The sequence below is a fragment of the Bacillus sp. JZ34 genome (assembly GCF_053903205.1).
Window position 1 is genome coordinate 3,269,112 of record NZ_CP096403.1, and the last position, 19,633, is coordinate 3,288,744.

Consider the following 19,633-nt stretch of genomic DNA (forward strand, 5'->3'; position numbering starts at 1 on the left):
GTTCTTAAACTCGGGCCTCCTTGTCAGTCGTGATCATTTTGTCCGCGTACAAGGAAGGAGCTTTTCCCGCATCTGCCAAAAAGCCTGAAGACGTTAACACAACAGCCAGCGACACCGCGACGAACAACAGTTTAGCTTTCATACAACGCATCTCCCCTTTTGATTTTTCGTCTTGCCTGAGCGCACTTCTCATAGTAAAAAATGGCATCTTCAAGCCGCTCCATTTGATTATAGTACTGGGCTGCGTCTAAAGCCAGCTCTTCAACAGCGGCATATAAATGGTTTGACTCCAAATAATCAAATCCGATTTCCACGGCTTTCCGATCCCCGCCGTCCAAATACAGCCCGGATAGAATGTTAAGCTTGGCCGCGTGTTCTTCATCTCCGAGCGATGCCGCACTTCGGATGCCTTTTTCATAACAGTCGGCCGCTCCGACATGATTTCCCTGTTTTAGACGGACGTACATTAAGTTGTACAGCACTTTTGGAATATATGATGAACTTTCCTGTTCAAAAATGGAAAGGGCGCTCTCCATATGATCTGAGGCTTCCCGGTACGATTCTTGATGGAAATAGCAATTTCCCAAATTAAAATGAGCGGCTGCCGTCAAATGGCTGTTTTTGATTTTCGCGGCGTCTTCAAGCGCGTTGGCCAGGCTTTTCAGCGCTGGTCCGTATGTCATCGATTCAACCCAATTGCCGGCAATGATAAAATCGCAGAAAATCTTTTTTTCTTTTAGCGTCTCATACCGGTTAAAAATGTCGGAAGCGAGCGTCGCATAGTTGATCGATAAATATCTCTGGCTGATATAATAGTAGATTTCCGCCAGCTTATAATAAAATTCCGCTTTTTCAACCTCGTCTTCCAAGGCGCTGACTTTTTGTTCAGCCGTTTTATAGCAGCCGATTGCTTTGACAAACCGCTTTTGTTTGAACTCATACATCCCTTTAAAAAACCAGTAATAATAGTTTAGTAAACCTGTCATTTGGTCCTTTTTCTCTTCTAAGTCGCGGAGGTTTTTTTCAATATTTTCAGTCTTTTGTGGTTTCAAATAGCTGAGCATCAGCTTATGCCTGAATTCGAGCAGCGAATAGTAGAGCAGGACGTCCTGATTTTCTTCCATGTCTTGAAAATCATTTAAAATTTCCGCTTTCAATGATTCACTGGCGGCGATCTGATTTTTCCGAATGGCGTTGTACCAATCATTCAGCTTACTAGCAACGTATTCAGATGGAATCTTCTGTTTCAATTTCCCCGCCTCCCAAGACTTCGTACAGACCTGTGTCCTTATGAATCATTTTATAGAAACTTAAATTTTTTTACAATTGCTTCTGCACATCATTTCCCAAGGTCAATTTCCTGTCGGGCCCTCTTGTTATACTTGCTGACGGTTAAATTGCGGCTGGCGCTTTTCTAAAAATGCGCGGATTCCTTCCTGATGGTCGCTTGTCAGCCTCATTTTCATTTGGGCCGCTTTCTCGAGTTCAAGCGTTTTCTGCAGCCTACCGCCATTCAGCGCCTGATAGATCTTTTTTGTCTCAATCATCGCTGCCAGCGGAGCGTGCAGAAGCTTTTCAAGATAGATGCGCGCAAAACGGCCGGAGTCCCCGCTGAATACAGCGTCTGCGATCCGAAGTTCGTGCGCTTCGGCCCCCGTCAATTGTTTCCCGCTCCAAATCAATTCTTTGGCCGCAGCTTCACCGATTCTCCGCTCTAAAAAGAAGTGTCCGCCTCCGTCGGGAACAAGCCCGATGCCGATAAAATTCATCGCCAGCTTCGCCTCTTTTTCGACCAGCACATGGTCGCAGCTGAGCGCGAGGCTTAATCCCAGACCTGCGGCCGCCCCGTGGACAGCCGCTGTCGTCATCTTCGGCATGCTGTAAAGCTTCACCGCAATTTCAGAAATTGTGTCAATGACGCGGGCAGAGCTGTCTTGATCTCCGGAAGACAGCATCATCTTAATGTCTCCGCCTGCCGAAAATCCTTTGCCGCTGCCTCTCACAAGGAGAAGCAGCGATTCGCTTTCCTCTGCAATACGCAAAGCTTCATTCAGTTCTTCAAGCATTTTTTCATTCAAGGCATTGTACGCCTCAGAGCGATTCAGCACAATTTCAAAAATCCCGTCTTCGTCTTTCCATTTGATATACTCCATCTTGCACCTCCGTGAATACGTTTACAATTGATACTGTTTAAACTATTCCACCTTCGCCCTTTAAAACCTTTTTTTGTTGCCGATTCCGGTTTGATTCCGCAATAAAAAAGCTGCCGGCGATACCGGCAGCAGCTTCTATTCCTGTTGAGAACCGCTTTTTGCCTCCTTCTGAAAAAGCTCAGACAAGTAGCGGATTTTTTCGTTTGTATAGTGTTCAAATCTGTCATTGTACGTTTTCGGGTCTTTCGGGTTGGAGAAGTGTGTGATCTTTCCCGTTTCCGGATCGACGAATTTGCTCGCAGCTCCGCAGCCGATCCCGATAATCGTCTGTTTTTCCTCCATGATCATGATGTTATAGATGCTTTCCTGGCCGGGAAGGGAATAGCCTATATTCTCCAGGTTGCCGAGAATGTTTTTCTGCCTGTACAAATAGTAGGGATGGTAGCCGTGCTGTTTCGTCCACGAGACAGCGTCATCCATCATCGCGACAATCTCCTCGCGGTCAGCCACCTTATACTTATGTTTGTTTTTCGTCATTTCAGACGCGCGCTTAAATGACAGCGTATGGACGGTCAATGATTCGGGCATTAATTTTTCGGTTTCGGAAAGAGAGTTTCTGAATTCTTTTACCCCTTCGCCCGGAAGGCCGATGATTAAATCCATATTGATGTTCGACATGCCGGCATTTCGCGACAGATGATACTTTTCGATCGTTTCTTCGACCGTATGGTGGCGTCCGATCGCTTTCAGCGTTTCATTCTCGTAAGACTGGGGATTAATGCTGATTCGGTCGATGTTCCATTTTTTTAAGACTGCGAGCTTTTCCTCTGTGATCGTATCGGGCCGTCCAGCCTCAACTGTGACCTCGCGGATGTTTTTTACATCGGGAAATGAACGGTACATTTCTTCATACAATAGATCCATTTCTTCAGCGGTAATGCTTGTCGGCGTTCCGCCGCCGAAATACACGGTCGTTATTCTGACATCGTTCTCCTTGAGCCATTCGCCGATTTTTTGCATCTCATAGTGAAGCCCCCACAAAAATGAGCCGACCCGTCCGGCTTGTCCTCTGATCGCATACGCCGGAAACGTACAGTAGGCGCACTTCGTCGGACAAAACGGGATGCCGATGTAAATGCTGACTTCTTGACTCAGCTCATACAAATCGGGTACCGCTTTCAGCTGACGGTCAATGATGTTTTGCATCAGTTCGATTTTTTCGTCGTGAATTAAATAATCCCGTTTCAGCTCGGCATGTGCCTCTTCCTTTGGCATGCCGCTCTCCAGCTTTTTATGAAGCAGCTTTGTCGGACGAACACCGGTGAGAATCCCCCATTTCTGAATGATTCCGGTATGCTCCTGAAGCATGCTCAAAAAAACGTAGGAAACGGTATTTTTCACCTGCTTAAACGCTTCCTTTTCCGTCAGTTTGGGGTCAATGTTTTTTGCATATTCCGCTCTAATGTCCGTATCTTTTATCATACCCGAAGCCTTGACGCCGTTCTCTTCCCGGTCGTAGCCGAGAACGATCGCAAGGTCTGCCGGCGCTTCTTCGCCAAAAGCGACTTCGCTTTCTTCAAAGAATAAGTTGGCTATATGCTCAAGCGGTCTCTGGAACCTTTCATCTTGGAGCCCTTCTATATAAATGCGCAATGTCATCACCTTTTTCGTTTCAAAACTTTCTTTAGTGTACAAAAATAAATGGCCAAAATCAATCCGGGAAACAAACATTCCTACGTGGCAGCGATGAATGAATAATCCCCGCATTCGAGTTGAAAGCGGGGATTCTATCAGAATCAGACTTTTTTAATATGGAATTTTTTAAGAAACCCTTTGCTTTGCTGCATTCTGAAGTATTCTTTAATCATATAAGCGACGCCCTGTTCATCATTGGAGCGCGTCACCCAATCCGCTTTTTGTTTGACTTTCTGAGGAGCATTGCCCATTGCGACTCCGAGTCCGGCAAGCTCGATCATCGGGAGGTCGTCGATTTCATGGCCGATCGCAACGACATCTTCCATTTTTAGACCAAGGTCGGCGGCGAGCATCGTCAAGCCTGCTTCTTTGGAAACCCCTTTATGGACAATCAGCATTTTTTCCCCCGCTCCAATGATGTCGACGAGAGGAAATGCATTTGTGATCGTCTGCCTGATTTCTTCGGACTGTCCTGTTGAGCAATAAACCTCGATCACCGGTGCGCTGACCGGTTCATCCATCAGCATGTCGCTCAGCGAATCGACAAACTGGACGGGATAAAAAATCGGGTCAGACGGGTGAATCATCGTTTTCCCCAGCAGGTTTGAATTCGTTTTTTTCCGGTTTCCAATCGAATATTTTTCATGGAGGATTCTGATATTGCAATCATAGCTTTCCAGTATTTGAACAAGGTTAAATGTCTGTTCTTCGGAAATCCTTTTTTCTAATAAAGGTTCGTCGATTTTGTCCGCTATAATCGCTCCGCTGTGCGTAATCAGCTTCGTATCCAGCTTTAAAGATTTGGCGATTTTTTGAGCGGAGCGAAAATGTCTGTTCGTCACAAGCGTAACATATACACCTTTCTTCTTTGCATATTCGATCGCTTCCTTCGTTGCGGGATGAAGCCGTCCGTTTGTCCGAAGCAGCGTTCCGTCTATATTCAGCGCAAGCATTTGTTTTGACACCAGGAGGTCCCCCTTCTTTGATGACTGAATCTGTTATAGAGGATATGTCCCGATCTCTTTTTTTAGAACAGCCCTCTTGATGCACATACTAAAAAAGCCTGTTTTCACAGACTTTTTACTTCGCATCTTGTGGATACGATCATGATTCTCCCTCATATTCAAAACAGTGAATTCAACGCCCCTTTCGTTCAATTCACCGTATATTGATAACCCCTTTATTTGACCAGCAGACGTGCTTTCAGTCTGTTAATTTCCTCTATACCCCTTATCATTTTGCCGCCAGTCCGTTTTTCATGATCGTATCCCGGCAAAAAAATGAAAGCACTTACATTTAATATTATCGCAACTATTTCATGAATTGACAAGTCTTTTTTTAAATCTTTATGAACGTTATTTGTTCACTTAGTGAAAAAATCCCCTCTTGCCTTGACAAGGGGGGATTTTTTATCAGCTCTCTGGGTTTCCGTAAAGCTCTTCCAAAGGCTTCATGATGATTTTGTTTAATTCAGCAATCAGCATGCTCATCCGCTGTTCCGCTTCCATCAGCTGCGAGATTTTATCATGCTGCTGGACGAGCGCCACGGATTTTTGCGCTTGTTCGACTTCTTCCTGTGTGATGTCTTCGCCGTTCATCTGTTTTTGCTGAAGGTTCATTTGAATATCGCGAAAGTTATCAAACATCTTTTTAGCAGATGGGTCGCCATTCACCTCATCATAAAGATTTTTCAATCGGGAATATTCATCGCTTTGTCGCAAGGCTTGCCCCAAGTCATAAGCCGAGTCATGTAAATTGACCGTCATCCTGATCCGCTCCTTTCCTGCCTGTATTCTTCTTATGGAATCGGCACCACTCCACTATAACAAACTATGGAGCGTTTTTCACAGTTATACGATAATTCCGTTTGAACAGGCCGTCTTCAGCCTCAGATCAAAATTACAAAGATGGCTTGCACGGCTCCGATAATTCCGCCAAGCAGACCGCCTAAATACGTGATCATTTTGAACTCCCGCCTGGAAATGGACAGCACCATTTCTTCAAGACGTTCAACAGGGAAGTTGTCCACCTGTTCCTTGACGATTTGCTCGAGCTCCAGCTGCTTGAGCACTTGATCCAGGCGGCGGCCCGCCTCTTCGAGAAGCCGGTCGGCGATCTGCGGCAGGCGCAAAGCGATATCCCGCTCAACACTGGCAATAGAGGAGCCGATCGTTTTTTCGAAAAACGGCTGAAGCGAGAATCGTTTCAAAAACTTTTCCTTCAAATCGAAAATGAGAGATTTGAGATTCCATTTGTCATCCGCTTCCTTGAACGTATATTCTTTCAGCTTGTCCCATTCGTTTTCAAGCAGATCCGTTAAAAGACGCGCGGTCTCGCCGTTCTTTAAAAACTTCACAATCTCCGGCTGAACGCGGTCAACCAGACTGCTGTTGCCTAAAAACATCTGCACCATGCTGCCGAGCATGCCCCGTTCTTTCAAAAAATCGTCAATCATATGTCCGAGGCGTTCCTTTCCTTCGCCGCTTTCAAAGTAGGTGACAGCCCGGCTTAAAATATAGCCGGACACCATCGGAATTTTCTCTTTCAGCTTTTTCTGGGCCTCAAGAGGGATAAGCTCTTTGAGCGGTTCATTTTCATGTGCCTCTAACAATGCGGACAGCTTCTCATCCGTCCATCTGGATACCGCCCGATCCGCTTTTTGGGCGGGATTTGAAATTCCGATGCTTTCCAATGCTTCTTCAACGGTGGCCGTTGATTGCGAGAGGTGCGCCAAGATCCGCTCCCCAACCTGCACCGCCTGGCTTTTAACCGCATCGGATGCAAGCCTTTTTTTGATCCCTTCTGTTGTCAGCAGATGGCCTGTGACCATCTGTCCCATCTGTCTCGCCAATTCATCGCGCCTTTTCGGAATTAATCCGGGTGTAAAAGGAACCCGCTTTCCAAATATGTAGACGGCTTTATATGGGCGAAAAAGCATTTTAATCGCAAAATGGTTCGTTACAGCGCCGATAAGTGCACCGACTGCAATCATAACGGCAAAAACCCCAAATACATACATGTTCTTTTCAACTGCCTTCCTTTTTACCTGACATCTTAGCTGCACAGCGTGGGCCTTATGGTCGATCCTCACCGTCTTGCCTAACGTTATTATAGTAGCTGAATAAAAGACGGGCAAATAACGGAATGGAGCAAGCCGCTTCAAAATACAATGGGTCAGATGGCAATTGTATGAAGGGCGCTCTAAAATTTTTAATCATTTCCAATTTACAAAAGCCTATTTCTGCAATCTCAAGCGTATCATGAAACAGAAGTCTATATATTAAAGTTTGCCCGAAGTTTGACAGTCTCAGCCTGTTAAGCCTTGTTTTTCATGAAGGAGGTATAATCATGATGACGCTTGGATTTATGTCGCTGTCACACGAACATGAAAAAGCCTATGCCGAAGAACTGGCCAAAATGGCTTCGGACTATGGAATCCGGTTTATCCGTTTCACGCCCCTGGATATTTCCCCCGGTTCCCTGCTTGTGAAAGGGCTCTCCTTTCACCCGAAGTCAGGACAGTGGAATGAAATTGAAAGAGAAATCCCGGAATTGATCTATGACCGCTGCTTTTACGGCAGAGATCAGCAATCGAAAAAAGCAAAACCGATTGTCGAATGGCTCAAAAAGTATCCTAAAACAACATTTTTAGGACTCGGACTTCCTGACAAATGGACGGTTTTCAAAGCATTGAATGCCGATCCCGTCATCAAGTCCTACCTTCCTGCCACATCGATTGCAGAAAACGCCCAGGATATCCTGCGCAAGCTTGCAAAAGAAAAAGCGTGCATCTTGAAGCCTGCATCCGGATCAGGAGGCCGCGGCATCATTCACCTCGAGCTTACGGGAAAAACGGTCAAGGCCGCCTACCAAACCGGAAAACACAAACAGCTGAAGTCATTTTCGAAACAGGCTTCATTTGAAACGTGGTGTCAGAAAGTTCTTCAGCACCGCTATTTGCTGCAATCGTTCCTCGATATTCAAGACAAAGACGGTTTTCCGTGCGATATCAGGCTGCTGCTTCAGAAAAACGGCAGTGGAGAATGGGAAACAGCCGGCAAAACGGTAAGGCGGAGCTATCAGCACGGACTGCTTGCAAACCTGGCCGGGGGCTCAGAGGCGGTGAGCTTTGACAGCTGGCTTTTATCCGTGCCGAAAAAGCGCCAGGCCGTCCTTCTCGATGATTTAGAGACAATGGCGCAGGCCGTACCCCTGGTGCTTGAATCAAATCACGGACCATTATTCGAGCTCGGCCTTGATATCTGCCTGACGAAAGACGGAAAAGTCTGGCTTCTGGATGTCAATTCAAAGCCCGGAAAGCACGCTTTTATTAAGCACTCTCCTGAAAAAAGGGAGCTTTTGTATAAAGGTCCTTTGGAGTACTGCTCATTCTTAACGGCTTCAGCCGGCGCGAAAGGGGCTGAGAAAAGATGACCGGTCAACCGCTGACCGTCGGCATCCACCAGACGAGCGAAAACACGATGCTCCTGCCCGCTTCTTTTAAACAGGACGGTTTGTTATTCGCGGCTTTCGGTACAAGTGTTGAACGTTGCCACGTCTCATTTGACAGCCATTTGAAGCGCACCGTTTTATTATCTGAAAATCTGTACAAAAACCTGCGGATTCCGTACCGCGGCAAAGCCTCCCTGATTTTCCGCGACAATACCGTCTATATCGGACCTTTAATCGGGATTTTCACGGCCGGTTTTACAAAATCGCAGCTGGACCCTGTCAGAGGGAGGTCTTTATTTTTTTCGAAGCTTTTGACAATGGATCTCCCGGCAGGAGGCTACAGCTATCTGTTCGGAGCGCACCAGATAGATTGGGAAGAAGGTACAGTGCAGGCTCTCATTTTCAGGGAAAACGGCTGGGAGGAGGCCACAGTCCCCCTTCCCAACGTCGTTTACGACAGACTGCCGAACCGCAAAGCGGAAGAATCCGCCGCTCTGCGGGAAACAAAAACCCGCCTTATGGATGAATACCGGATTCCGTGGTTCAACCCGGGCTTCTTTAACAAATGGGAGATCTATAAATGTCTGCAGCAAGACGAGAGGACAGCGGAATTGCTTCCATTTTCGGCATTCGAGCCCGATGCCGGTAAAATCGAAGACATGATCGGTCAATACGGCTTCATTTATGTAAAGCCCGCCGGCGGCAGTTTGGGCAAAGGCATACTCCAGCTTTCAAAACGGGAAGAAAACGGAATTCTCGCCAGACATGCCGAAGGCGTCACATCTTATTCGTCCGCTGCTGAATGTTTAGATGAATGGCAGAGACTGCACAAACATACTTCTTATCTCGCCCAGCAGGGCATCGAACGGATCGAAGTGGATCATCATCCGGCAGACTTCAGGGTTCATACAAACAAAAACGGAAAAGGCCAATGGACCGTCACAGCCATCGCGGTCAAAATCGCTGGAAAAGACGGAATTACAACCCACATGTCGAGCGGCGGTGCCGTCAAAACGCTTGCAGAGCTATATGATGATCCTCAGGAAAGGCTTCACACTCTGCAAAAACTGACAAAAGCGGCGCTCCTCCTCAGCCGGGTCCTTGACGAAAAGCTTGACGGTTTCATCGGGGAAATCGGCTTTGACCTCGGATTGGACCGTTCGGGAAAAGTGTGGCTGTTTGAAGCCAATTCCCGGCCCGGCAGGGGGATCTTCACCCATCCCCGTCTGGCATCTGTCAGCAGCTTAACGAAGAAAAGAAGCTTCGAATATGCTTCTTATTTAACTGAACAGTCCATCCTTAATCCGGAGGACATGTGGCATGACCTCAAGCCGTGAAGAACCTGCTTCTTCACGGTATTTTTTTGAAAAAGCTCCACTTGAAAAGAATCTATGATCTTTTCTGTGAATGAGATACAATGATAACAAATCAACGTGTAGACAGCTCGCTGGATTTGACCCACCTGAAATCAATGAAGGAGCGTGGCGTTTATGATTTCTCATTTTCAATGGAAGCCGCTGTTTAAAAAAGAAAGGCTTCCCGGCTGGAAAATATCGTTTTATCATAAAGGGATTCACTATGAAGGAATCTATCATAAATCAGGGGAAATCGAGTGGGGCAGCACCTATCCCCCGCACGATGACGAGCCTTCCCTGAAAAGCGAAATTCATGAATTAATGCTCTTCCATATTTACGAATAAAGAAAAGGACGTTGTCGTATGCTGGAGAAATTAAAGACGCTTTACGGTGAACGGATGATTGTATCTGAGGCTGTTTCAAAACACGATGCATTATGGTTTCAAACGGACGAAGGCGAGACCTTCGGCGTTTTGAAAAACGCGGTCACCGACCGGGAAAAAGAGCTGCTCCATTGCCTGTTCCGGCCTTTCTCAGAACCGCGTCCCGAACAGCAGCTGACAAAGCGGGAGAAAGAATGGCATCAATATTTTTTTCGCAATGCCCCCCTTCCAAACCCGGGGAACATTCAGCTGATGCAAGGACATTTTTTTAAAATGGAGCATGTACCTGAAGAAAGACAGGCGATCAAAGAAGCGGTCAGCGGCTTTTTTAAAGACCCGCTTGTGGTATGGTACGACCGGCACGAAGCTGTCATCGTCCACGAAAATCCTTCGCCGTTTCTCGCCAAAAAAGAACTGTCCGAGCTTGCGCATGCACTGACAAGCGATTTCATGGCAAACCCTGTGTTTTTCAGCGGCCAGCTTCATCCAGTCAACGGATCGCTTCAAGGCAAAATCCGCTTTGAAAAACAAATGTTTCATTATATGCTGGAAGCGGGTGACATCGGAAACGTCGCCACGTTTTGCCAGTGTCTCCCGTCTTTTTTGACGGCAAAACCCGAGCGGGTTCATGCTTCTTCGTTTTCGGACGCCGTAAGAGAGGCGCTGTCTGATCCCGAGACATCCCTGACCATCAAAACGTATATGAGATGCAACCTGAATGCCTCTCTTACAGCAAAACGTTTGTTTATCCACCGAAACAGCCTGCAGTACAGAATTGATAAATTCATCGAACGGACCGGGATTGACATCAGACAGTTTGAAGAAGCAGCCGCTGTTTATTTGATGATGTATCTCCTTTAGCGGCTTTAGCAACTTGCACGAAAAGAAATTGTGCACCATGTCCATTTACACCGACCTGCCGTTTTTTATAAACTAAGACCAGATAAAGCGCTTACATAAAAGAGGGGGAGAAAAAATGGCGGAACTCGTGCTCGATCGGATATACAAAGTGTATGACAACAAAGTCACGGCTGTGGATAATTTTAATCTTCATATCGATGATAAGGAATTTATCGTCTTTGTCGGACCGTCAGGCTGCGGCAAGTCGACAACGCTCAGAATGATCGCAGGACTTGAGGAAATTACGGATGGCGAATTCACAATCGACGGGAAACGGATGAATGATGTCGCTCCCAAGGACCGCGACATTGCGATGGTATTCCAAAACTATGCCCTTTATCCGCACATGAACGTCTATGACAATATGGCTTTCGGCTTAAAGCTGAGGAAGTTTCCGAAGGATGAAATCAAACGGCGCGTCCATGAAGCGGCCAAAATTCTGGGCCTTGAACAATATTTGGACAGAAAGCCAAAAGCGCTTTCCGGCGGACAGCGCCAGCGCGTTGCCTTAGGCCGGGCAATCGTTCGGGACGCAAAGGTGTTTCTGATGGATGAACCGTTATCAAACCTTGATGCCAAATTGCGCGTACAAATGCGCGCCGAAATCACAAAGCTTCATCAGCGCCTGCAGACGACGACCATCTATGTCACCCACGACCAGACTGAAGCGATGACGATGGCTACGCGGCTCGTCGTCATGAAAGACGGAATCATCCAGCAGGTCGGCGCGCCGAAGGAAGTCTATGAAAATCCGGAAAACGTGTTTGTCGGCGGCTTTATCGGTTCTCCCGCAATGAACTTTTTCACCGGCACTCTAAAAGAAGACTTGTTTACATTTGACGGCGTTTCGGTTCGCGTGCCGGAAGGAAAAATGAAAGTTCTGCGCAGCCAGGGCTATGCCGGCAAGGAAATCATCATGGGAATCAGACCTGAGGATATCCATGACGAGCCTGTTTTCATTGAAGCGTCAAAAGACTCAAAAATCGATGCGAAAATTGAGGTAGCTGAGCTGATGGGCGCCGAAACGATGCTTTATTCGCAAGCCGGCACGCAGCCGTTCATCGCCAGAGTCGATTCAAGAACCGACGTCCAGGCCGGCGATACGCTTCCTCTTGCGCTTGACATGAATAAAGCCCACTTCTTTGATAAAGAAACGGAGCTTCGCATCCGTTCTGAAGAATAGCGGATTTAAACACTCTCCATGACCGAAGCATGCTGCGGCCCTCCGTGCTGCTATGCTTCGGTCGTTTCAATTTCAACGGTTTCTTCATAAGTACAGTCCTGGCAAGTATATAAATGAACGCATACGGTTTGCGTTTGTTTAAATGAATCAAACTCCATATACGGACTGTACGGACCGAAAAAATCGGTTGCTCTCCCCGCGTCCGCCATTTCCCCGCCGCACTTCGGACAATGCCTTGTCTGGACGAGAATCCCATTGCACACTGGACACATCATCTGCTTCATCCTCCTGCTTTTTTCCTTAGCTTGCCCCATTCCCGGCCTTTTCGCCTTTCAACATTTACCAGATTGAAGCACGCATTTATTTTATCGAATCCACCATAATACGTAGTACAAACCAACATTGGGCTTTAGCCGAGAAGGCAGCGGTTTTCTTTTGGTGAAAGCCGGCAGCTGGTGCAACTCCAGTCAGCCCAACCATACCATTTTTATAAAGGAGTTTGATACAAATGGCTAATCAAAATTCTTCAAATCAACTGGTTGTCCCAGGAGCAGCTCAAGCGATCGAACAAATGAAATTCGAAATTGCTTCTGAATTCGGCGTAAACCTCGGCGCTGACACGACTTCCCGTGCAAACGGTTCTGTCGGCGGAGAAATTACAAAACGTTTAGTTTCCCAAGCTCAAGCATCTATGGGCGGTCAACAATTTTAAACAACTTCATATTCATGGATAACAGAAGGTGCATATCCTGCACCTTCTTTAGCGTGTCGACAAACTTTCACATTCATTGCCGGGGCGGCGGCCCGCACCTCTGGCATATCTTATGAAAGCCCGCACCCGCTTCTCCTTTTTTCATATGCTGATATAAAGGAGGAGTCGGCATGCAGCTGATGTTGAGCATCAATTGGGAATTGATTCAATTTGTCGGGATTTCTCTATTGAATGAGTATGTCTCAAATGTCCACCCTTATCATGGAACTTTTTGCTTTCGCGGGGCTTTTTCTTCCGGACGATCTGACGTATGATAGATCCGATGGGAGTGATTATGTTGAAAATTGCGCTTTTTGGAGGTACAGGCCGTGTCGGACAGGCCTTTCTCAATTTTGTTGAAGAGGATGGGCGTTATTCCGTTTACGCACTTGTTAGGAGGACGGAAGGCGCCCGCATTCCGGATAAATGCTGCCAAGCGCTTGCAGGGAACGCCAGGAACCAGCATGACGTCGAGTCTTTAATAAAAGATTCGGATATCGTTGTCAGCTGTTTAAACACAGATGGAGACGATACATTGACCGTCTCCATCGAACATATGATAAATGCCATGAACGCACATCGGATTAAACGGCTGATTACCATCGGAACGGCCGGTATTTTAAACGCGAGGCAGAACCCGGACCTTTACCGCTTTGAAACAAACGAATCAAAACGGCGCTCGGCGCGCGCAGCGCAAGAACATGCCCGTGTGTACGAACGTCTCCGCGAGTCTGAATTGGATTGGACGATCGTCTGCCCGACATATCTCCCCGACGGGCCGGCATTGAAGACATACCGTTTTGAACAGGATGTTCTGCCGGACGGCGGAAAAGAAATATCGACCGGCGACACCGCCCATTTTCTTTTCAAACAGCTTGAATCAGACCAGTTTGTCAAGGCAAGGGTGGGGCTTGCTTATTAAAGCCGGGTGAAGATCCGGCTTACCCTGTCAGGGTTCCTTTTCCCTTTTGCAGTTCATACATTTGATAGTATTGTCCTTTTTGCTTCATCAGCTCTTCATGATTTCCCCTTTCGATAATCCGGCCTTTTTCAAGAACGAGAATCTGGTCGGCGTTTTTGATCGTTGACAGCCTGTGGGCGATGATAAAGGTCGTTCGCCCTTGTTTAACAACATCAAGCGCTTTTTGAATGACCGCTTCTGTTTCCGTATCGATATGGGCCGTTGCCTCGTCTAAAATAAGAATAGCCGGATCATATGCCAACGCACGCGCAAACGAGATCAGCTGTCTTTCCCCTGACGAAAGGGTGCTTCCTTTTTCGATGACCGGCTCGTCAAGACCTTTCGGCAGGCGGGCGAGCATTTCAAGTGCCCCAACCTGTTTCAAGGCGGCTTCTATTTGATCTCTGGTCAAATCAGCATTGTCAAGGCTGACATTTGAAGCAATCGTGCCGGAAAATAAGTAAGGATCCTGGAGAACGATGCCCATCTGCTTTCTGATTTCCTGCCTTGACATATCGTATATGCTTCTGCCGTCGATTTTGACATCGCCCTTTTCAATATCGTAAAAGCGGAAAAGTACATTTAAAATGGAGCTTTTTCCTGAGCCTGTATGGCCGACCAATGCAACGGTCTCCCCTTGCTTCGCTTCAAATGAGATGTTTTTCAGCACATCTTCACCGTCATGATAGCGAAAAGATACATCTTCAAATACGACTCGCCCCCGCGCTCTTTCGCTGCCCGGCTCTTTGACGTCGACGCCTGGCTCATCCAGCAGGCGGAAAACCCGCTCCGATGATACGCGAGCCAATTCAAGCTTGGCAAACTGGTTGACAATGCCCGTAATCGGCTGAAATAAACGATTCAAGTAATCAACGAATGCATAAAGGACGCCGATTGAAATCATTCCTTCCGCGTTCAGGGCAGCTCCCCCGAAATACCAGATTAAAGCGGTGAACATCACATTTCTAAGAATGTTGACCAAGTTGTGGGACATAAGCGAATTCAATTTCAGCATTTTATTTTGGTAATGAAAGTGGCTCTCGTTCAGCTGTTCAAATTCTTCTTTTGTGTCCTGTCCGCGCCGGAATGCCTGAATAATCGGCATGCCTTGAATCGATTCATTCATTTTGGCGTTGATCTCGCTGTTGATTGACCTGAGTTTATGATTGTAGCCAGAAGCGAATTTTCGATAAACGGCCGCCCAAATGACAATCAGGGGCAAAATCAACAGACAGACGCCGGCCAGCCTGACATCAAGGAAAAACAGCGCGGCGAATATTCCGGCCATATAAATGATATTTGTGACAAACGTCGAAAGAACGGTCACATACAGGTCGCGGATCGCTTCGGTATCATTCGTCACCCTTGCAACGATTTTTCCTGCCGGCAAATTATCAAAATAGCGGATAGGTAGCCTTTGAATGTTGGCGAATACATCCTGCCTCATCTTTTGAATGATGCGGTTTGCGCTCATCTGCAAGAGGTAGAATTGGCCGTAATGGAAAAAGATCGAGAAGACGAGAAGGCCGAAATAAATAGAAACGAGTGAAATCAGCCCTCCTATTTCAGGCTCGTAAAAAGCATACACTTCTGACAAAGACAGGCGATCGGCCTTGTAGGTTTCCGTCCGGTCTCCGCTTGTCATTCTCAGCTCTTCTCCGGATACCGTCCGCTCTCCGTCAAAGGAAACCGGTTCCTCCACAAAGTAGTAGTTCATGCCGACTTGAAAGATGTGAACTTCCTGCAGCTTTTCAGCTGAAGAGTCTGTCCTGTCCTCCCTGATATATTCCTTTCCTTTATAGGAAACGGTATATTTCGTCTTCTCTGTTGTTTCATACCACGTTTTTTCAATTCCAAGAATATGATCGTCGATCATCTTTTTGGCGATCATCGGTCCCGTCAGCTCGGCTGTGACGGCAATCGTCAGCATGACGAGCGCCCAGATGAGAATTTTTTTGTAAAGAAGCGCATATTGGAAAAGCCTTTTTCCTGTTGTCATGCTACAGTCCCCCCTTCTTCTCCCGAAGGAAGCTGCTGTGCTTCGTATTGTTCAAAATACCAGCCTTTCCGGCCGATCAGTTCCTGATGCGTCCCTCTTTCAACGATCCTTCCATTTTCCATGACGAGAATGAAATCGGCGTGTTCGACGGCCGACATCCGATGTGATGTAATAAAGGTCGTTTTGCCTTTCCGCCTGCTGCGGATGTTTTCAATAATCGCCGCTTCCGTTTTTGCATCGACGGCGGACAGCGAATCATCCAAGATCAAAATATGGGGCTCCGCAATCATCGCTCTCGCAATTGAAATCCTTTGTTTCTGCCCCCCGGATAAAGCGACGCCCTTCTCTCCGACCATTGTCTCCAAGCCGTCTGAAAGCATCTCAATATCCTTTTTCAGATGTGCTGCAGAGATGACATCGTATAAATCGCGTTCCTCGGCGAGTCGTCCGCCGAACAAAATATTGTCTTTCACCGATTTTGAAAACAACACGTGGTCCTGAGGCACATACCCGATCCAGCTGCGAAGCTGATCAAGCGGCAGGCGGTCAATCGGCACGCCCGAAATGGTGATCGTTCCTTTTCCTTTCGGGTACTGCCTCAGCAGCTGCTTGACTAACGTCGTTTTGCCGCTTCCCGTCTTTCCGACGACTCCGACCGTCTGTCCTTCTAATACGGTAAATGAAATATCGGCCAGGTTTTCCGACGCGGAGCTCGGGTACGTAAAAGCGACCCCGTCAAACACAATATCGCCCGGTTCCGCTGCTTCAGGTTCGGCGGGCTCTCTCACATCAGGCTCATATGCCAATGTTTCATTTACTCTGTCAAGCGAAGCATTTCCCCTCTGCATGACATTGATCAGTTCTCCGATCGCAAACATCGGCCAGATCAGCATGCCGAGGTACACGTTGAAAGAGACGAGTTCACCCAATGTCAGCTGGCTGCGGAAAACAAGATAGGCGCCGTAGCCAAGACCGATTAAATAGCTGATCCCGACCAAAAACTTCACCGTCGGTTCGAACAGCGAATCGATCAAAGCGACTTTCATATTTTTCTTGTACACATCAGCCGTCATGCTGTTGAACCGGCTGACATCATTTTTCTCCTGTACATAGGCCCGGATCACCCTTACCCCTGACACGGACTCAAGCACTCGATCATTTAAAGCGCCAAACGCATCCTGCGCTTCCGTGAAACGCTCATGAATTTTTTTCCCGTAAATGCTGATGGCAGCCGCCATCAGCGGAAGGGGAATGATCGAAGCAAGCGTCAGCTTCCAGCTGATCAAAAAACCCATCGTCAAAAGAATCGTCAGCATATACATCGTCGAATCGACCAAGGTCAAAATGCCGAAGCCCGCCGTCATGGAAATCGCTTTTAAATCATTTGTCGCCCTCGCCATCAAATCCCCTGTGCGGTTTTTCTCGTAAAAAGACGGGGTCATTTTCAGCAAATGGCCCATCAGCTTGGATCTGAGGATTTTTTCGACAAGGTTCGCTCCCCCAAACAGCTGATACATCCAATAATAGGACAAGATATAAACAACTGCGCCAAGCGCGAGAAATAAACCGATATAGCCGAGCATGCCGGCCTTTGAAAAAGTGCCCGCCTGCATGTCGTCAATCGCGTTGCCAAGCAGCTTCGGCGGAAACATTTCCAATACGTTTACAATAATCAATAGGACGACTGCTATCGTGTAGCGCCGCCAAGAGGCTTTAAAAAACCAGCCCAGCTTCCATAAAACAGAAAACATCTAATATCCTCTCCTTTTTTAGCCGCCTTCAAGTTTTTCCTTACAATCTTTGATTTCGTTTTTTCTGATACTCGGCATAAAAAATTCCTCCTTATGTGCGGTTTATTTATTAGAAAAACATGCTGCTCCGCATCGGGAACAGAATGTTTTTTCTCAGAAAAAAAAGGCACACTGTGTACCAGCATGCCTTTTTTCATATAAAAAGGCGCATGTACGCTTGTTCACGCGACATGCGCCTTCCTTTTGAAAATTGTTAAAGTGAAACAGAGCCCTGATCGTAAGGAAGGTATAAAAATGTCACGTTAAGGTGCTTTTGTTGTTGAACTGATGCTTTGATATTTCTAAACATGACGATACCCTCCAATCTTATTAATATTTTCCATCTTATAGTACGGCCCTTTATTTGTCAATTTGTTTTTTTGGCGAATGGCGGGCTTTTGATTCATATTCTCATATTTCGTTAGATTTGTTGGGAAAACGGGTAATATAAAAGTAAATCCATTCTGAAAGGAATGATCAATTTGTTTAAAGCTGACCGGATCATTGTCGCGTTTGACGGAAAAGAGGAAAGCAAAAAAGCGCTGAAAAAAGCGATCGACCTCTCGAAAAGGCTCGGCTCGCAATTGACCGTCGCCCATGTCCATGAACCGAGGCAAGTGAGAACAGAGGCTGCGACTGAAAGACCCGCTGCCGGCGCGCCATACCTTTACAGCGGCTTCCCGGCCGTGCCCCGGGTCCCCCACGATTCAGACTTGGCCGGTGAACCCATGATCTATGAGGACAGCGCGGAAGAAGCGATTGCGGCAGCGAAAATCATATTGAGCGAAAACCAGTACGACGCGGAAATAGAGGTGTTGGAAGGCGACCCGGCCAACGCAGTTCTACAACATGCGGAAAATATCGGCGCTGACCTTGTCATCACGGGTACGCGCGACCAAAACCGCCTGAAAAAGCTCCTGTTTGGCAGTGTCAGTGACAAGATATCGACAAAATCGGAGATCCCTGTGCTAATTGTAAAATAACGATTTTAAAAGAGGCCGGTCAAATGTCCGGCCTCTCATCATGTTACGATCTTCTCCTGTTCATAATATAGATCATGCCCCACACAATGGATAGGAAGACTCCTAATACTATGACCGCATTTATTATTGAATCAATGCAATCTCTCCTTCTCTATGAAAACATACTTGTAGAAAGAACCTGTTTTTGCAGTCATACATAAGCATTTGCATCAGTATAAAACTGCAAGGGCACTGTTCCCGCGAATGATCCTCTACTGCTATATACAACGCCAATTGATTTTTTCCTGCTAAGCCGAATGGTTACCTTTATCCTCTAGACTTTCTTCACTTTAGACGTTTCCCTTGAAATTTGACTTTCACTCCACATGACTTACAATTGATTTCTTTCTCCGCCTTGCCCCGCATTCTTGGTTTTACTTATTGTCCCCCCTCTCTACAGTCCCAACGATCTTTATATCAATAAACTGCCGCAAAATAAAAGCCCCTCTCCAGCGAAATCCAATAACAGGAAAAATAGGCGTTCAAATTAGTAACAACCACCTAACAGACCTCATAATTTGATCTTGTGAGTACCCGGGGTATTTGACTTAATCTGACTTTGCTTATGTTTCATTCTTCTTTTATTGTTTTGGTCAAAAAATTTTATCGATGAGGGGGATATTAAAATGCAACCATTCCATGATGAACTGCAGTCGTTGGAGATGGATCAATTCCAGGCAGAAGATATGACGCATTGGGATGCGGACCGTCATCACGCCAATGTTAAACACTGCGCAAGCTGCTGGAGCTGCGGAAGCTGTGCCAGCTGTTGGAGCTGCATGGGTCACAGCTGTTGGAGCTGCGCGGGTCACAGCTGTTGGAGCTGCGCGGGTCACAGCTGCTGGAGCTGTGCGGGCCACAGCTGCTGGAGCTGTATGGGCCACAGCTGTTGGAGCTGCATGGGCCACAGTTGTTGGAGCTGCGCGGGCCATTGCTGTTGGAGCTGTTGGCGCGGAGGCATGTAGTTTTTTTATAAAAAAGAAGACTT

General features: G+C 47.0%; 20 protein-coding genes. 10 read left to right on the forward strand and 10 right to left on the reverse strand.

Going from position 1 to position 19,633, the window contains the following annotated elements; translation table 11 throughout:
- Positions 1 to 4: 4 nt before the first annotated feature.
- The 7 genes from M1D90_RS16670 to M1D90_RS16700 form a co-directional block, all read right to left on the reverse strand.
- Positions 5 to 142 (reverse strand): hypothetical protein, encoded by a 138-nt coding sequence (locus M1D90_RS16670; protein WP_167564567.1) that lies wholly within the window; start codon positions 140 to 142, stop codon positions 5 to 7.
- Positions 132 to 1,250 (reverse strand): Rap family tetratricopeptide repeat protein, encoded by a 1,119-nt coding sequence (locus tag M1D90_RS16675; protein WP_026579963.1) that lies wholly within the window; start codon positions 1,248 to 1,250, stop codon positions 132 to 134. Before M1D90_RS16675 ends, M1D90_RS16670 begins: the two co-directional genes overlap by 11 nt.
- A gap of 126 nt (positions 1,251 to 1,376) precedes the next feature.
- Positions 1,377 to 2,153, reverse strand: coding sequence for an enoyl-CoA hydratase (locus M1D90_RS16680; protein ID WP_020450783.1), 777 nt, complete (start codon positions 2,151 to 2,153; stop codon positions 1,377 to 1,379).
- A 135-nt stretch (positions 2,154 to 2,288) separates the two neighbouring features.
- Positions 2,289 to 3,806 (reverse strand): coproporphyrinogen III oxidase, encoded by a 1,518-nt coding sequence (locus tag M1D90_RS16685; protein ID WP_103749107.1) that lies wholly within the window; start codon positions 3,804 to 3,806, stop codon positions 2,289 to 2,291.
- A gap of 143 nt (positions 3,807 to 3,949) precedes the next feature.
- Positions 3,950 to 4,813: a Cof-type HAD-IIB family hydrolase gene (locus M1D90_RS16690; protein ID WP_026579965.1), complete on the reverse strand. Its 864-nt coding sequence runs from the start codon at positions 4,811 to 4,813 to the stop codon at positions 3,950 to 3,952.
- Positions 4,814 to 5,260: 447 nt separating this feature from the next.
- The gene (locus tag M1D90_RS16695) at positions 5,261 to 5,614 is read right to left on the reverse strand and encodes a YlbF family regulator (protein ID WP_016886435.1); all 354 of its coding nucleotides are present in this window, start codon (positions 5,612 to 5,614) and stop codon (positions 5,261 to 5,263) included.
- A gap of 122 nt (positions 5,615 to 5,736) precedes the next feature.
- Complete coding sequence (locus M1D90_RS16700; protein ID WP_026579966.1) at positions 5,737 to 6,867, reverse strand: DUF445 domain-containing protein; 1,131 nt, start codon at positions 6,865 to 6,867, stop codon at positions 5,737 to 5,739.
- A 329-nt stretch (positions 6,868 to 7,196) separates the two neighbouring features.
- Between M1D90_RS16700 and M1D90_RS16705 the strand changes: the two genes are divergently transcribed.
- From M1D90_RS16705 to M1D90_RS16725, 5 genes are all read left to right on the forward strand, one after another.
- A complete protein-coding gene (locus tag M1D90_RS16705) occupies positions 7,197 to 8,282 on the forward strand; it encodes a YheC/YheD family endospore coat-associated protein (protein WP_020450775.1) in 1,086 nt (361 codons plus the stop codon).
- On the forward strand, positions 8,279 to 9,637 hold the full coding sequence (locus M1D90_RS16710; protein ID WP_456282903.1) for a YheC/YheD family endospore coat-associated protein: 1,359 nt from the start codon (positions 8,279 to 8,281) through the stop codon (positions 9,635 to 9,637). Before M1D90_RS16705 ends, M1D90_RS16710 begins: the two co-directional genes overlap by 4 nt.
- 144 nt (positions 9,638 to 9,781) lie before the next feature.
- On the forward strand, positions 9,782 to 10,000 hold the full coding sequence (locus tag M1D90_RS16715) for a YheE family protein (protein WP_171866274.1): 219 nt from the start codon (positions 9,782 to 9,784) through the stop codon (positions 9,998 to 10,000).
- An 18-nt stretch (positions 10,001 to 10,018) separates the two neighbouring features.
- Entirely contained in the window at positions 10,019 to 10,900 is an 882-nt protein-coding gene (locus M1D90_RS16720) for a helix-turn-helix domain-containing protein (protein ID WP_020450773.1), read from the forward strand.
- 115 nt (positions 10,901 to 11,015) lie between these two features.
- A complete protein-coding gene (locus tag M1D90_RS16725; protein ID WP_023856547.1) occupies positions 11,016 to 12,122 on the forward strand; it encodes an ABC transporter ATP-binding protein in 1,107 nt (368 codons plus the stop codon).
- 50 nt (positions 12,123 to 12,172) lie between these two features.
- Here the strand turns inward: M1D90_RS16725 and M1D90_RS16730 are convergent, their stop codons facing one another.
- Complete coding sequence (locus tag M1D90_RS16730) at positions 12,173 to 12,397, reverse strand: hypothetical protein (protein ID WP_020450771.1); 225 nt, start codon at positions 12,395 to 12,397, stop codon at positions 12,173 to 12,175.
- 233 nt (positions 12,398 to 12,630) lie between these two features.
- Here M1D90_RS16730 and M1D90_RS16735 point away from each other — a divergent pair, with 233 nt between their 5' ends.
- From M1D90_RS16735 to M1D90_RS16745, 3 genes are all read left to right on the forward strand, one after another.
- Entirely contained in the window at positions 12,631 to 12,834 is a 204-nt protein-coding gene (locus tag M1D90_RS16735) for an alpha/beta-type small acid-soluble spore protein (protein ID WP_020450770.1), read from the forward strand.
- A 170-nt stretch (positions 12,835 to 13,004) separates the two neighbouring features.
- Complete coding sequence (locus M1D90_RS16740; protein ID WP_023856545.1) at positions 13,005 to 13,148, forward strand: hypothetical protein; 144 nt, start codon at positions 13,005 to 13,007, stop codon at positions 13,146 to 13,148.
- Between the two features lie 23 nt (positions 13,149 to 13,171).
- Positions 13,172 to 13,795: an NAD(P)-dependent oxidoreductase gene (locus M1D90_RS16745; protein WP_416377338.1), complete on the forward strand. Its 624-nt coding sequence runs from the start codon at positions 13,172 to 13,174 to the stop codon at positions 13,793 to 13,795.
- A gap of 19 nt (positions 13,796 to 13,814) precedes the next feature.
- Here the strand turns inward: M1D90_RS16745 and M1D90_RS16750 are convergent, their stop codons facing one another.
- On the reverse strand, positions 13,815 to 15,833 hold the full coding sequence (locus M1D90_RS16750; protein WP_080131302.1) for an ABC transporter ATP-binding protein: 2,019 nt from the start codon (positions 15,831 to 15,833) through the stop codon (positions 13,815 to 13,817).
- Positions 15,830 to 17,584 (reverse strand): ABC transporter ATP-binding protein, encoded by a 1,755-nt coding sequence (locus M1D90_RS16755; protein ID WP_101560656.1) that lies wholly within the window; start codon positions 17,582 to 17,584, stop codon positions 15,830 to 15,832. Before M1D90_RS16755 ends, M1D90_RS16750 begins: the two co-directional genes overlap by 4 nt.
- A gap of 521 nt (positions 17,585 to 18,105) precedes the next feature.
- Here M1D90_RS16755 and M1D90_RS16760 point away from each other — a divergent pair.
- Both M1D90_RS16760 and M1D90_RS16765 read left to right on the forward strand, forming a co-directional pair.
- A complete protein-coding gene (locus M1D90_RS16760; protein WP_026579971.1) occupies positions 18,106 to 18,606 on the forward strand; it encodes a universal stress protein in 501 nt (166 codons plus the stop codon).
- A gap of 725 nt (positions 18,607 to 19,331) precedes the next feature.
- Positions 19,332 to 19,610 carry a hypothetical protein gene (locus M1D90_RS16765; RefSeq protein ID WP_456283513.1) on the forward strand — a complete coding sequence of 93 codons (279 nt, stop codon included), beginning with the start codon at positions 19,332 to 19,334 and terminating at the stop codon, positions 19,608 to 19,610.
- Positions 19,611 to 19,633 lie beyond the last annotated feature (23 nt).